The 12,679-nt window shown below is 72.9% G+C and carries 13 protein-coding genes, 1 tRNA gene and 1 pseudogene; 7 read left to right on the forward strand and 8 right to left on the reverse strand.

What is annotated here, in order from left to right; all coding sequences use genetic code 11:
• Positions 1–99: 99 nt before the first annotated feature.
• From ACWCP0_RS26140 to ACWCP0_RS26150, 3 genes are all read left to right on the forward strand, one after another.
• Positions 100–1,659 (forward strand): alpha/beta hydrolase, encoded by a 1,560-nt coding sequence (locus tag ACWCP0_RS26140; RefSeq protein ID WP_451081222.1) that lies wholly within the window; start codon positions 100–102, stop codon positions 1,657–1,659.
• Between the two features lie 222 nt (positions 1,660–1,881).
• Positions 1,882–1,955: transfer RNA gene (locus tag ACWCP0_RS26145), tRNA-Thr, on the forward strand.
• A 368-nt stretch (positions 1,956–2,323) separates the two neighbouring features.
• On the forward strand, positions 2,324–2,608 hold the full coding sequence (locus ACWCP0_RS26150; RefSeq protein ID WP_451081223.1) for an alanine:cation symporter family protein: 285 nt from the start codon (positions 2,324–2,326) through the stop codon (positions 2,606–2,608).
• Positions 2,609–2,730: 122 nt separating this feature from the next.
• On the opposite strand, the gene ACWCP0_RS26155 is transcribed toward ACWCP0_RS26150, so the two are convergent.
• The 5 genes and pseudogenes from ACWCP0_RS26155 to ACWCP0_RS26175 all read right to left on the reverse strand — a co-directional run.
• On the reverse strand, positions 2,731–4,428 hold the full coding sequence (locus ACWCP0_RS26155) for a bifunctional 3'-5' exonuclease/DNA polymerase (RefSeq protein ID WP_451081224.1): 1,698 nt from the start codon (positions 4,426–4,428) through the stop codon (positions 2,731–2,733).
• A 331-nt stretch (positions 4,429–4,759) separates the two neighbouring features.
• Positions 4,760–5,317: a sugar O-acetyltransferase gene (locus ACWCP0_RS26160; protein WP_451081225.1), complete on the reverse strand. Its 558-nt coding sequence runs from the start codon at positions 5,315–5,317 to the stop codon at positions 4,760–4,762.
• Positions 5,318–5,373: 56 nt separating this feature from the next.
• Positions 5,374–7,569, reverse strand: a complete 2,196-nt coding sequence (locus ACWCP0_RS26165) for an FtsX-like permease family protein (RefSeq protein WP_451081226.1) — start codon at positions 7,567–7,569, stop codon at positions 5,374–5,376.
• Complete coding sequence (locus tag ACWCP0_RS26170) at positions 7,563–8,330, reverse strand: ABC transporter ATP-binding protein (RefSeq protein ID WP_451081227.1); 768 nt, start codon at positions 8,328–8,330, stop codon at positions 7,563–7,565. The genes ACWCP0_RS26165 and ACWCP0_RS26170 overlap by 7 nt, the downstream gene beginning before the upstream one ends.
• Positions 8,331–8,442: 112 nt before the next feature.
• Positions 8,443–8,532: pseudogene (locus ACWCP0_RS26175) on the reverse strand (prepilin peptidase); the annotation flags it as partial.
• Positions 8,533–8,714: 182 nt separating this feature from the next.
• Here ACWCP0_RS26175 and ACWCP0_RS26180 point away from each other — a divergent pair.
• Positions 8,715–9,869, forward strand: a complete 1,155-nt coding sequence (locus tag ACWCP0_RS26180; RefSeq protein WP_451081314.1) for a DUF2786 domain-containing protein — start codon at positions 8,715–8,717, stop codon at positions 9,867–9,869.
• 71 nt (positions 9,870–9,940) lie between these two features.
• Here ACWCP0_RS26180 and ACWCP0_RS26185 read toward each other — a convergent pair whose 3' ends face one another.
• From ACWCP0_RS26185 to rpmB, 3 genes are read right to left on the reverse strand one after another with little or no spacing between them, the layout of a single operon-like run.
• A complete protein-coding gene (locus ACWCP0_RS26185) occupies positions 9,941–10,453 on the reverse strand; it encodes a hypothetical protein (RefSeq protein ID WP_451081228.1) in 513 nt (170 codons plus the stop codon).
• A gap of 48 nt (positions 10,454–10,501) precedes the next feature.
• The gene (gene rpsN / locus ACWCP0_RS26190; protein WP_451081229.1) at positions 10,502–10,807 is read right to left on the reverse strand and encodes a 30S ribosomal protein S14; all 306 of its coding nucleotides are present in this window, start codon (positions 10,805–10,807) and stop codon (positions 10,502–10,504) included.
• Positions 10,807–11,043: a 50S ribosomal protein L28 gene (gene rpmB, locus ACWCP0_RS26195; RefSeq protein ID WP_451081315.1), complete on the reverse strand. Its 237-nt coding sequence runs from the start codon at positions 11,041–11,043 to the stop codon at positions 10,807–10,809. The genes rpsN and rpmB overlap by 1 nt, the downstream gene beginning before the upstream one ends.
• 55 nt (positions 11,044–11,098) lie before the next feature.
• Between rpmB and rpmG the strand changes: the two genes are divergently transcribed.
• The 3 genes from rpmG to ACWCP0_RS26210 are packed head-to-tail and all read left to right on the forward strand — an operon-like array spanning position 11,099 to position 12,678.
• Complete coding sequence (gene rpmG, locus ACWCP0_RS26200; protein WP_451081230.1) at positions 11,099–11,263, forward strand: 50S ribosomal protein L33; 165 nt, start codon at positions 11,099–11,101, stop codon at positions 11,261–11,263.
• A 9-nt stretch (positions 11,264–11,272) separates the two neighbouring features.
• A complete protein-coding gene (locus ACWCP0_RS26205; RefSeq protein ID WP_451081231.1) occupies positions 11,273–11,527 on the forward strand; it encodes a type B 50S ribosomal protein L31 in 255 nt (84 codons plus the stop codon).
• Entirely contained in the window at positions 11,527–12,678 is a 1,152-nt protein-coding gene (locus tag ACWCP0_RS26210) for a CobW family GTP-binding protein (protein WP_451081232.1), read from the forward strand. The genes ACWCP0_RS26205 and ACWCP0_RS26210 overlap by 1 nt, the downstream gene beginning before the upstream one ends.
• The last annotated feature ends 1 nt before the right edge of the window (position 12,679 follow it).

Genomic DNA, 12,679 nt, shown 5'->3' on the forward strand with positions numbered 1-12,679 from the left:
ACCGGGCGGCAGGGACCGTGACCGGGGGACACGAATTCCGGAAGCGCCCATACGGGTGCTAAGGGGCACGAAACCGCGCTCGGCGGTTAGGCTCCCAGAATGGACACCAGGCAACGCCTCCGGACCTCCGCCCTCGTGTGTGCCGCCGCCGTCGGGATGCTCATCTCGGGTTGCAGCAGTGGCAGTTCATTCTCGGAGGCGTCCGCGCCGTCCGGGTCCTCGGTCGCGTCCCCTCCGGGCGCGGTGTCGGCCGAGGAGCTGAAGACGTACTACGCACAGCGGCTGAGCTGGCGGGACTGCGGTGTGCCCGGCTTCCAGTGCGCCACGCTCAGGGCCCCGCTGGACTACGCGAAGCCGGACGGCCGGTCGGTCGACCTGGCAGTCGCCCGGGTGAAGGCGACGGGGCCGGGGAAGCGGATCGGCTCGCTCCTGGTCAACCCCGGAGGGCCGGGCGGTTCGGCCGTCAGCTACCTCCAGGGGTACGCGGGCATGGGCTACCCCGCCCCGGTCCGGGCCCGGTACGACATGGTGGCCATCGATCCCCGCGGCGTGGCCCGCAGCGAGCCCGTCGAGTGCCTCGACGACAAGGACATGGACAGCTACACCCAGACCGACCAGACCCCTGACGACAAGGCCGAGATCGCCAAGCTGAGCACGGCGTTCAAGGGCTTCGCGGCGGGCTGCAAGAGCCGGTCCGCCACGGTCCTGCCGCATGTCTCCACAGTGGACGCGGCCCGCGACATGGACATCCTGCGGGGCGTGCTGGGCGACGAGAAGCTGTCGTACGTCGGGGCTTCGTACGGCACGTTCCTGGGCGCGACGTACGCCGAGCTCTACCCCGACCGCGTCGGCCGGCTCGTCCTGGACGGGGCGATGGACCCCTCGCTCCCGGCCCGTCAGGTGAACCGCGATCAGACGGCGGGCTTCGAGACCGCCTTCAAGTCCTTCGCCGACGACTGTGTGCAGCGCGCGCTCTGCCCGCTCGGCACCACCTCCCCCGAGGACGCGGCGACTCGACTGAAGGACTTCTTCGCGAAGGCCGACGCACAGCCGATCCCGACCGGCGACAGCCGCCCCCTCACCGAGTCGCTGGCCACGACGGGCGTGATCGCCGCGATGTACGACGCGGGCGCCTGGCCGCAGCTCCGCGAAGCCCTGACCCAGGCGCAGGCCGGCGACGGGTCCGGGCTGCTGGCGCTGTCCGACTCGTACTACGAGCGGGAGCCCGACGGGACGTACACGAACCTGATGTATGCCAACGCGGCCGTGAACTGCCTCGACGCGCCGCCCGCCTTCACGACCCCCAACGAGGTCGATGCGGCCGTCGCCGACTTCGAGAAGGCGTCCCCGGTCTTCGGCAAGGGCTTCGCCTGGGCCTCCCTGAACTGTGCCTACTGGCCCGCCCCGGCGACCGGTTCCCCGCACCGCATCGAGGCGAAGGGAGCCGCCCCGATCCTGGTCGTCGGCACGACCCGAGACCCGGCCACCCCGTACAAGTGGGCGCAGGCACTGGCGGACCAGCTGTCCTCAGGAACGCTGCTCACGTATGAGGGCGACGGCCACACCGCGTACGGCCGCGGCAGCGACTGCGTCGACACGGCGATCAACACCTACCTCCTGGAGGGCACGCCGCCACGGGCGAACAAGCGCTGCACGTGACCGTGACCGGTGACTTGTGACCGACGACCGGCGAACGTGACAGCTTGGCCCTGAGGCTCCGGCGGCCCCTGCCCGGCGCCCCCGCTGCGTCGCGCCCCGCCCTCTCCGGCGGGGCGCACAGGTGATCGCCGGGCTGGTCAGGGGCACCCGGATTAACCCTGTAGACTTGGCGCCGCTGCTGATGCGAGCCTTCTCCTGCGGGGAGGGGTACATCCGCAGCTTGCCGCCTTAGCTCAGTTGGCCAGAGCAACGCACTCGTAATGCGTAGGTCTCGGGTTCGAATCCCGAAGGCGGCTCCGCTGAAGCCCAGCTCAGATTTCGTCTGAGCTGGGCTTCTTCGTTCGGTGGACGCGGTGGTGCCGTCGGGCCCGCGAGAGGTGACCTGAGTCCCTGTCCGCGCATTTTGTTCAGTGGCGATGCTTTTTATGAGCTCAGAGCCGAGCCGATCCCGTTCGACCCGACCGCATCGACTCCGAGGACTCCCGTGAACACGCTGGACGCCGCGATCGTCAATGTGAACGCGCGAGTCCAATATCGCATTCATGACCGGCGGCCGTGCCGACCGGAAGAGGGTCCTCCCCAGCTAGCGTGCGCTTGTACTCGCCGTCGTCCTCCTCGGTGCGCTGGGGTCCGTCAGCGTGGGTGTGGAACCTCGGACGTCGCCATGGGCTTCATGGCCCTGGCCAACATCCTCGCGATCCTCCCGCTGAGCGGGATCGCCTTCCGGCTGCTGAACGACTACCAGGCGCAGCGTCGGGCGGGCCTGGACCCGGTCTTCACCCGGGACCGGTTGCCGGACCTGAAGGGCGTGGAGTGCTGGGACGCGGACGCCACCGGCCCGGATGGACGTGCGCTGCCGGCGGTGCAGACCGACGCGGCTCCCGGGCCCGGCACAGGTTCCGCCGGCGGTCGGCGGGCCGTGCAGCCGGAGCAGATCGGCGCGCGCTGAGCCGCCTGTACGGATTCCGTACGGCCCGTACGGATCGAGGGCGGCACCTCACACGGGGCGCCGCCTCGGCGCTGCGTACCGGCACGCTCACGCAGCGGCCCGCACGCAGACGCACACCTCCGTCACTTGGCGTCGGAGTACCGCTCCACCACCGCCGTCGTGAACGGAAACCGCACCGGAGTCTCCCCGAACGCGATCCGCCCGGCCAGATCACCGGCCGCGCGGATCGCTTCGGCGACCGCCGCCGTCTCCTCCGCCGGGCAGTGCACGATCACCTCGTCGTGCTGGAAGAAGACCAGCTCCGCCCGCATGCCGGCCGTCTCCCTGCGGAGCGCGGCGAGCATCAGCAGCGCCCAGTCCGCCGCGCTGCCCTGCACCACGAAGTTACGGGTGAAACGGCCGCGGGCCCGCGCGTTCGTCGACGCGTAACCGGGGACGAACTCGCCCTGTACGGAGTCCTCGTCCGCACCGCCCTCCTGGGGGATGCCCGCTTCGTCGTCCTCGCCCGCGCCGGCCGCCGGAGGGCTTGTGCGGCCCAGCCAGGTGCGGACGAGGCGGCCCTCCTCGCCCGCGCGGGCCGCGTCGTCCACGTACGCCACGGCGAGCGGGAAGCGGCGCCGCAGGGCCGCGAGGTTCTTGAGGCCGTCGCCGCTGGTCTGGCCGTAGATCGCGCCGAGCAGGGCGAGCTTGGCATGGGCGCGGTCGCCCGAGAACGCCCGGTCGGACAGCCGGGTGTACAGATCGTCCGCGTGGCCCGCGACCTCCATCAGGCCCGGGTCGCGGGAGATCGCGGCGAGGACGCGCGGTTCCATCTGGTCGGCATCCGCGACGACGAGCCGCCAGCCGTCGTCGGCGACGACCGCCCGCCGGATCACCTTGGGGATCTGGAGAGCCCCACCGCCGTTGGTGGTCCACCGCCCGGAGACCGTGCCGCCGGGCAGATACTCGGGCCTGAAGCGCCCGTCCCTGACCCAGTCCTGGAGCCAGGCCCAGCCATGGGCCGTCCAGATACGGTACAGCTTCTTGTACGCGATCAAGGGCTCCACGGCCGGGTGGTCGATCTCCTCCAGTTCCCAGCGCCGGGTGGACCTCACCTTGACGCCGGCCTGCGCGAAGGCCTTCACCACGTCGGCGGGCAGATCGGGCCGCACCCGGCGCCCGAACGCCGCGGACACCTCGTCCGCCAGCTCGGCCAGGCGGCGCGGCTCACCCCCGCCCGCGTACCGCTCGCCCAGCAGCTCGTGCAGCACCTCCCGGTGCACGTCCGCCCGCCAGGGCAGGCCCGCTCGGTTCATCTCGGCGGCCACCAGCATGCCCGCCGACTCGGCCGCGGTCAGCAGCCGCATCCGGCCGGGGTGCTCGGTGGCCTGGTGTCGTCGCTGCTGCTCCGCGTAGACCTCCAGCAGTCCCTCGAAGGGGACGGTCACCGGCTGGGGCTCGAAGAGCGAGGACTGCGAACCCGGTTCGGCGGCGCGCTGCGGGGGATCGGGCGGTACGGGCGCGTTGCGCAGCCGCGCCCATGCGGCCGCCGCGGACCGGGGCTCGCCGAGGCGGCCCTCGTGTCCGAGCAGGAGCAACTCGGCGTCCTCCATGTCGTAGCAGCGCCCGACATGGACACCGGCGGCGAGCAGGCGCGGATAGACCTCGGCGGTGGAACGCCACACCCACCGGCCGTCCCGTGTCACCTCGGGCCGCGCCCGCACCGCCTCGACGAGATCGGGCTCCCTCCGGACCTCCCCCACGGGCAGCCCGTCCGGGCCGAGGGGGACGAGCAGTGCCCCGTCATCCTCGGCCGGGGCCAGGGCCCAGCGCTCGGTCATGGGTGCGAGTCTGGCACCGGCCACTGACAATGCCCGCTCTGGTCCGCCCCGGGCGTGGGGGGTGCCTCTATGTCCTTCGTCACGGTTGAAGGGCTCATGCGGTGATCGGTTCAGGGGTGCGGGATTCGTAGAACGTGCCGTCTCGGAGCATGGCGAACAGCACGCTGATGCGGTGGCGTGCGAGCCGGAGGGGGGCTTGGGTGTGAGGGTGGGGGGGGCGGCGGGACCTCCGGCTGCGGCCCCCACCTGGTGGAGCCGCGTGTCCAGGTCCTCCCTCAAGCGCCGGACAGGCCGAGAACGCACCGGTTCCGTCCCGGTGGCCCGGTTGTCCTCACGACAGCGTCCGCACCACCCGGGCCGGATTTCCCACCGCCAGTACGCCCGCCGGCAGGTCCTTGGTGACCACGGCCCCCGCCCCGACCACGGTGTTCTCGCCGATGGTCACCCCAGGGCAGACGATGACGCCGCCGCCCAGCCACACGTTGTCGCCGATGGTGATCGGCTCACCCTTCTCCCAGCCCTCCATCCGCCGCTGCGCGTCCATTTCATGGCTGGGGGTGAGCAGTTGGACATTCGGCCCGATCTGGACGTGCGCGCCGATCGTGATGGGTGCGGTGTCCAGGAAGACCGCGCCGAAGTTGATGAACGTGCCCTCGCCGATCCGGATGTAGCGGCCGAAGTCACACTGGAACGGCGGCCGGATGCGGACGTCCGCGCCGACCGAGCCGAGGAGTTCGGCCAGGATCGCGGCCCGGTCGGCGGGCGCGGCGCCGCCGTTGGCGTTGTACGCCGCGCAGAGGACGAAGCGTCGCTCCGATTCGGCGGCGAGCTCGGGGTCGTCGGGCAGATACCAGTCACCGGCCAGCATGCGCTGTTTGTTGTCGCCCACGACAGCCACCGTACGTGCCGTGCCGTGCCGTGACGAGGCACACTCCTGACGGCCTGTCACTCGCCGTTGCCTGCCCGGCCGCCGTTCCTCGTGACGGCGACCCTCGCGTACCACCACCGCCGTCGGCCTGTCCGACCGAGGGCGGGAGCCACCCCGCCGACCCCCGCCACCACCGCGATCAGCGCGCACGCCCCGGCCGATGCCCCGAGGGCCGTCCAGGGGACGTCCACCGTGACCGGGGCCGACAGGGTGGCCAGCGCCGCGGCCAGTCCCGTCAGGTTCACCGCGGTCACGGCTCCGCCCAGCAGCACGCCGATCGCCACGGCCAGCAGGGACTCGCCCGCGACGACCCGTACGACCTGGCCGCGTGTCGCACCGGCGAGCGTCAGCGAACGGAGTTCGGCGGACCGTACCGACCCCGCCATGAGCAGGGTGTTGGCGAGCACGATCGCCGTGTACACGAGCGCGATGCCCAGCACCACGACCAGTCCGAGGCGGGTTCGGGGGCTCGTACGGGGATGGGTGGCCGCGGCCCACGCGTCCGCCGTGCGCACCTCTCCGCCGGTGGCACGCAGGGCCATGGCGACAGCCGTCCGGTCCGCACCGGCCGCCGGCCGTACGTCGATACGGTCGAGGGGTGCCGCCGGCGCGTTCGCGGCGGTGACGTACGCGCCGTTGTTGCCGGTCCCGCCCGCCAGGACCGCCGCGATCCGCAGCGAGGCCGGCCGCCCGTCGCCGAGACGGACGTCGACGGTCTCGCCGACCCGGTGCTCGGCCCACTCCTCGTTGACGACGATGGACCGGTCGTCCAGGTCCCGCAGGTCTCCCGCGACGACCGGCAGCCGCGCGACGGTCGCCAGGGCCGCCGGGTCGGTGACCGCGCGGGCCTCGGACCTGATCAGGGCGGTGCGGTCCACCCGTACGAAGACGGCGGTCGTCGCCGAGCCCGAGACGACCGTCCCCGGCATCCGCCCCGGATGCCTCAGCGCCTCGCCGGTGACGATGAGATCGGCGGACGTCTGCTCGCGCGCCTCCGCACCCTTCGCGGCCGTCACGGTCGCCGCCGACCCCATGAGCGAGCCCGCCAGCGCCACCGTCACCAGCACGGGTGCCGCGACGGCGGCGGTACGGCGCAGTGCGGCAGCCGCGTTGGCGCCGACCAGCAGCCCGGTGGCCCCGGGCAGGCGCACGAGCCGGGCCAACGGCCGTACGAGCAGTGGGGACAGGGCGGCCACGGCCGAGATCAGGACCATCGGCTGTGTCGTGTACGTCTTGCGCTTGAGCAGATCGGCCGGGTCGGTCGCGAGCGTCCAGCAGAGCAGCACTGCGCCGGTCAGCAGCAGTGTGCCGCCCAGCAGCAGACGCCCGAACGGCATCGCACCGCTGTCGGCGTCGGCCTCGCGCAGCGCCTCCGCCGGGCCGGTCCGGCCGGCCCGGCGCGAGGCCGCCCACACCCCGGCGAACGCGACCGTCAGGCCCGTCCAGAACGCGGCGTGGTACGGCCAGGTGTGGTCGCCGATCGCGAACCACTCCGGCGCGATCCCGCCGTCGACCAGCAGTCGGGCGAGCCGCGGCGCCCCCCACGCGCCCAGCGCGCACCCGGCCGCCGAGGCGAGCACTCCGACGGCCGCGGCCTCGGTGAGCAGCAGCCGACGCAGCTGGCCGGGCGTCGCGCCCGCCGTGCGCAGCAGCCCGAACTCGCGCCGGCGCAGCGCGACCGCGAAGGCGAAGGTCGACGCGACGACGAAGACGGAGACGAAGGCCGTGACGCCGCCGGCGGTTCCGAGGAGGGAGTTCACGGTCATCAGCGCCTCCGCGTCCCGCTGGGGGTCCGGATCGGCGCGGCGGCGGTCGTCGCCGGTCAGGACCTGGGCACGGTCGCCGACGACGCGTCGTACGGCGGCGGGGTCGGCCGTCACTCCGACGGCGTTCGGGTGGGCGTCCGTGGCGACGGGACCTAGCGCCTGCAGGTCGTGCAGAAGTTCGATATCCACAGGCTGTGGATGAGCGAGCTTCTTCGACACCTCGGCGGTGCCGGGCCCGCGCTCGACCTCCACGGTCAGCGTGTCCCTGCCCATGACGACGACGGGAGCCTCCGCGAACCGCTCCGGCGGCCTGACCGGCGCGTCGAACGTCGACGCCAGCCCGAGCCCCATGGCGGCGAGCAGCCCGACCCCCAGCGCCAGGGCGACAAAGCTCCCGAGGAGCGTGGCCCAGCGTGTGCGCAGAGCGGCGAAGGCGACGGTCAGCACAGCGCACCTCCGGTCACGGCGGCGCCGTTGTCGCTGCAGCCCTCCAGATGCGTCATCGCCGCCGCGACCTGCCCCGCCGAAGGCGATGTCAGCTCGCCCACCACACGCCCGTCGACCAGGAACACGACCCGGTCCGCGTACGACGCCGCCACCGGGTCGTGAGTGACCATGACCAGCGTCTGGCCCTCCCGGTCCACCAGCTCCCGCAGCATCACCAGAACGGCCCGCCCGGTCGTGGTGTCGAGCGCGCCGGTCGGCTCGTCCCCGAACAGCACCGCGGGCCGTGTGATCAGTGCCCGCGCGAGCGCGACGCGCTGCTGCTGGCCGCCGGACAGTTCGGAGGGCCTGTGCCGGGCGCGGTCGGCGAGGCCGACGGCTGTGAGCGCCTCGCGCACCTGTGCACGGGACGGGCGGCGGCCCGCGAGACGCAGTGGCAGGGCGACGTTCTGCGCGGCGGTCAGCGACGGGATGAGGTTGAAGGCCTGGAAGACGAACCCGATCCGGTCCCGCCGCAGCAGCGTCAGCCGGCGCTCGCTCAGCCCGGTGAGCGTGGTCCCGCCCACCTGGACGGTCCCGGAGGTCGGCCGGTCGAGCCCGGCCGCGCACTGCAGCAGCGTCGACTTGCCGGAGCCGGAGGGGCCCATCACGGCGGTGAAGGTGCCGGAGGGGATGTCGAGGTCGACACCGTCGAGGGCCACGACGTCACGGTGCACGCGGCGCAGGCCGGTGAGCCGCACGGCGGTTGTTGCGGTCGTTGTCATGACGTCCAGGCTTCCGTCGCGAAGCCGCACGATCACGACCACTGGCGGGCGTCCTGGAGGTATGCCTGTCCCTACCCCCGCCCCTACGCCGCCTCTGGCCCTACCCCCGCCGCCGGGCCGGCCCCACGAGGGCATGCCCTTCGGGGCAGTCGTTCCGCCACGGCTCCTCCGGCTCGACGGAGAGCCGGTACGCGGCGCGCGGCCCCGCCCCTGGCCCTGCCCCGCCTCTGGCCCTGCCCCGCCCCCGGCACTACCCCCGCCCCTGGCTCTGCCTCCGCCCCTGGCTTCCGCTCCGGTCCTCGCTCCCGCTCCGGTCCCCGCTTCCGCTCCTGGCTCCCGGAATCGCAGGCCACGCTCGCTGTAGGCTCCGTCGACGTGAACGTGGTGGAGCGGGCGCTCGGCGGTGCGCTGTACGCCGACGACGACGAGGCGCTCGACACCGGCGCGTCGCTGCTGGCGGCCGACCCGGCCGTCGACGCGGAACTGACCCGGCGTGGCGAGGAGTTCGTCCGCCGGGCCTGGGAGCGGGGCTGGCAGCCCGCCGACGTCGTACGGATCGTCCGGCGCGACCTCGACGAGATGCACGTACGGCTGGCGGCCGGGCTGATCGCGAGCGAGACGCGGCGTTACGGGAAGGACCTGCCGCCGAGGTGGGCCGCGCAGCTGAGCGAACTGCCGAGTGCGTACGAGGGCCGGGCCGGTGACCGGTTCTCGTACGCGACGGCGCTGCTGGAGCTGTACCGGCTGCTCGTACGGCTGCCGGCGATCGAACCGGTGGGCCCGGTGCCCGGCTCACTCGTCCATCCGGCGCCGGCGGCGGGGGACGAGCCGCGCATGCTGACCCGGATCCGTGCGCTCCTCGCGAAGGCGGAGGCCACCGGATTCCCGGAGGAGGCGGAGGCGCTCACCGCGAAGGCGCAGGAGCTGATGGCGCGGCACAGCATCGACGAGGCGCTGCTCGCGGCGCGCGGCCACCGCGCGGACGTGCCCACCGCCTGCCGTATCGGGGTGGACGCGCCGTACGAGACGGCCAAGGCGATCCTCCTCGACGCCGTCGCCTCGGCGAACCGCTGCCGCGCGGTGTGGAACAGCGCCCTCGGCTTCTCCACGGTGGTCGGCTTCGAGCCCGACCTCGAAGCCGTCGAGCTGCTCTACACCTCCCTGCTGGTCCAGGGCACGACCGCGATGACCCGTGCGGAGGCCGAGCAGCGCGCGGGCGGCCGCAAACGCACCAAGACCTTCCGCCAGTCCTTCTTCCTGGCCTACGCCGACCGCCTCGGCACCCGCCTCACCAGGGCGGCTTCGCATGCGGCGGACGAGGCGGGCGCCGGGGAACCCGGTGTGCGCGGTGAACTCCTGCCGGTCCTTGCCGCCCGCGACGTCGCGGTCACGGCCCACACGGACCGCCTCTTCCCGGCGACGGTGAAGACCCGGGTCCGTGGCGCGACCGACGCGGCGGGCTGGCAGCACGGCAGGACGGCCGCCGACACGGCGCACATGCCGCCGCGCGCCGGCCGCGGCGAACTGCCTGGTCCGTAGGGCGGTTCCGCCGCCGGACCGCGGCGGATCCGGGCGGCAGTCCGGAGGGCGGCCGTGTGGTGGAGGGCCGGTCAGGACTGAGGGAGCGTCGTCGGCAGTTCGGTGGGGAGGCCGGACGGGAAGACCGACGGGGCGCTGCCCGGTTCCGTCTTCGTCAGGGAGTCCTTCGCGCCGGTGGACCAGGACACCACCAGGGTCGTGCTGTCGTTGGAGTCGACCGTCCCGGAGGTCCGTTCGGTGTCCCCGTCCGTGCACTTCAGGGACAGCGTCACCGTTGCGTCGTCCTTGACCTCGCCGTTGCAGACGTGCTGACCGGCGACGAGCGTGGCGTGGCTGTCCTTGACCGAGAGAGCGATGACCTTGCTGTCGCTCAGTCCGGCCCAGGTGCCTTCGAGGTCCGTGGGCCCGGCATCCCCGGAACCGGAGCCGCCGCCCGGGCCGCCGCCGGTCGCCCCGCTCGGCGTCGCCGTCGCCGGTGCGTCGCCGCGGTCCTTGTCCGGGCCGTCGCCGCTGCCGCAGCCGGTCAGCACGAGGGCCGCGGCCAGGCCTGCCGGGGCAACTCCCTTACCTACGAGCTTGTGCACGGTCCTGTCTCCTCGTCGCGTTCAAGACCGCGCCAAGCTACCAGCCCGCTACCAGGAGGACTTGGTCACTCCGGGCAGGTACCCCGCGTGTGCCTGCCGGCGCAGCCGCACCCGCGACAGGCCGAACTTCCCCACGTATCCGCGGGGCCTGCCGTCCACGCTGTCCCGGTTGCGGACCCGTGTCGCGCTCGCGTCGCGCGGCTGACGTCGCAATTCGGCCTGGGCTGCGGCCCGTTCCGCCCCGGGCGTGCGGGGCCCGCGGATGATCTCCTTCAGCTCCGCACGCCGCGCCGCGTACCGCTCCACGACCTCCTTGCGCCGCTCATTGCGTGCGATCTTGCTCTTCTTCGACATCAGACCTTCACCCCTCGGGCACGGATCCGGGCCACCGCGGCCTCGATCCCGATGCAGTCCACCGTCTTGATCGCCTTCGTGCTGAGCGTGAGCCGCACGTAACGGCCTTCGCTCGGCAGCCAGTAGCGCTTCTTCTGGATGTTGGGGTCGAAGCGGCGCGAGGTGCGCCGGTGCGAGTGGCTGATGGTGTTGCCGAAGCCGGGCTCGGCCCCGGTCAGCTCGCAGTGTGCGGACAACGTCACACGCCCTCTCTTTTGGAAATGGAAACCATTTCCATTTATCCTAGCGTGCATGGCCCGCAACGAACTACGCCCGATCATCAAGCTCCGCTCCACGGCGGGGACCGGCCACACGTACGTGACCCGCAAGAACCGCCGTAACAACCCCGACCGCATGACCCTGCGCAAGTACGACCCGGTCGTCGGCCGGCACGTCGACTTCCGAGAGGAGCGCTGAACCCGAGCCATGAAGCCCGGAACCCATCCCCCGTACGGCCCCGTCGTCTTCCGCGACAGGGCGGCGAACCACGCCTTCCTCATCCGGTCCACGATGACCGGCGACAAGACGATCGAGTGGGAGGACGGCAACACCTGTCCCGTCGTCGACGTCGAGATCTCCCACGTGAGCCACCCCTTCTGCACAGGCACGGCCCGCGTGCTCGACACGGCAGGGCGCGTGGAGCGCTTCGAGCGGCGTTACGGACAGCGCGAGGCCCGCTGATGGGAGGAACGCTCTCTGTCGCCCTGGTCGGCGGGCTGCACTCCGACGCCCGCAGGGCCGCTGTGGAGAAGCTGCTGGCCTCCGTGCCGGGCAGTGTCGCGCTCCACCACGACCTCGCGACCGCCGTCCAGGGCACGGTCGTCCGTACCGTCCGTGACGCCACCGGCGTCCTGTCCGCCGGCGACGCGCCGCTCGTCAACGACTGCGCCTGCTGCGCGCTGCGCGAGGACCTCGTGCCCGAGCTGGAGCGGCTCGCCGACGGAGGACTCACGCGGCTCGCGGTGGTCGAGTTGTGGGACTCGGTCGAGCCCAAGGCGATGGCCGAGGTCGTCGCCTCGCACGGCGGCGAGCGGCTGCGCGTCACGAGTGTGATCACCGCGGTGGACCCGGCGCTGCTCCTGCCGTATCTCGCCGACGGCGACGACCTGATGGACGCGGGGCTCGCCGCCGCCGCGACCGATCGGCGCACGGTCGCCGACACCTGGGCCCGGCAGCTGGAGTACCCGTCCGTGCTGGCGCTGGTCGACGGCGAAGGACCCCGAGAGGCTTCCGACGAGGACCGGGCGCTGCTGGCGCAGCTGCACCCGACCGCCCGTCAGGTCCGCCTGGAGGGCGGCGAGCTGGCCGAGGCGGCGCTCGCCGGTTTCGACGTCGAGGCCGCGGCGGCCGCGCAGCACCCGGCGTGCGCCCTGCTGCCGCAGGATGCGGAGGAGGCGGGGGTCACCACGTACGTGTGGCACCGCCGCAGGCCCTTCCACCCCGAGCGGCTCTACGCGGCCCTCGAGGACCTGACCTGCGCGGCCGCCCGCAGCCGCGGCCGGTTCTGGCTGGCCGACCGGCCGGACACGCTGCTGGCCTGGGACGCGGCGGGCGGCGCACTCTGCGTGGAGAGCGCGGGCCCTTGGCTGGCCTCGCTCCCGGACGCCGCCTGGGAGATGGTCCCGCCGGTACGCCGCGCCGCGGCCGCGCTGGACTGGCACCCCGAGCACGGCGACTGCTGCCAGCACCTGGTCTTCACGTCGCCCGGCCTGGACCGCGACGGACTGACAGAACTCCTGGAGTCCTGCCTGCTGACCGATGCCGAGTACGCGGAGGGGCCGGAGGCGTGGAAGCGCCTGCCGCCCGCTTTCGATTCCCTACTGGAGGTATGAC

The organism is Streptomyces sp. NPDC001970 (genome assembly GCF_053594115.1).

Bases quoted from the DNA above. Each gene is read 5' to 3' on its own strand.
- ACWCP0_RS26140 (WP_451081222.1), top strand. From the start codon at position 100: ATGGACACCAGGCAACGCCTCCGGACCTCCGCCCTCGTGTGTGCCGCC.
- ACWCP0_RS26150 (WP_451081223.1), top strand. From the start codon at position 2,324: ATGGGCTTCATGGCCCTGGCCAACATCCTCGCGATCCTCCCGCTGAGC.
- ACWCP0_RS26155 (WP_451081224.1), bottom strand. From the start codon at position 4,428: ATGACCGAGCGCTGGGCCCTGGCCCCGGCCGAGGATGACGGGGCACTG.
- ACWCP0_RS26170 (WP_451081227.1), bottom strand. From the start codon at position 8,330: ATGACAACGACCGCAACAACCGCCGTGCGGCTCACCGGCCTGCGCCGC.
- rpsN (WP_451081229.1), bottom strand. From the start codon at position 10,807: ATGTCGAAGAAGAGCAAGATCGCACGCAATGAGCGGCGCAAGGAGGTC.
- rpmG (WP_451081230.1), top strand. From the start codon at position 11,099: ATGGCCCGCAACGAACTACGCCCGATCATCAAGCTCCGCTCCACGGCG.
- ACWCP0_RS26205 (WP_451081231.1), top strand. From the start codon at position 11,273: ATGAAGCCCGGAACCCATCCCCCGTACGGCCCCGTCGTCTTCCGCGAC.
- ACWCP0_RS26210 (WP_451081232.1), top strand. From the start codon at position 11,527: ATGGGAGGAACGCTCTCTGTCGCCCTGGTCGGCGGGCTGCACTCCGAC.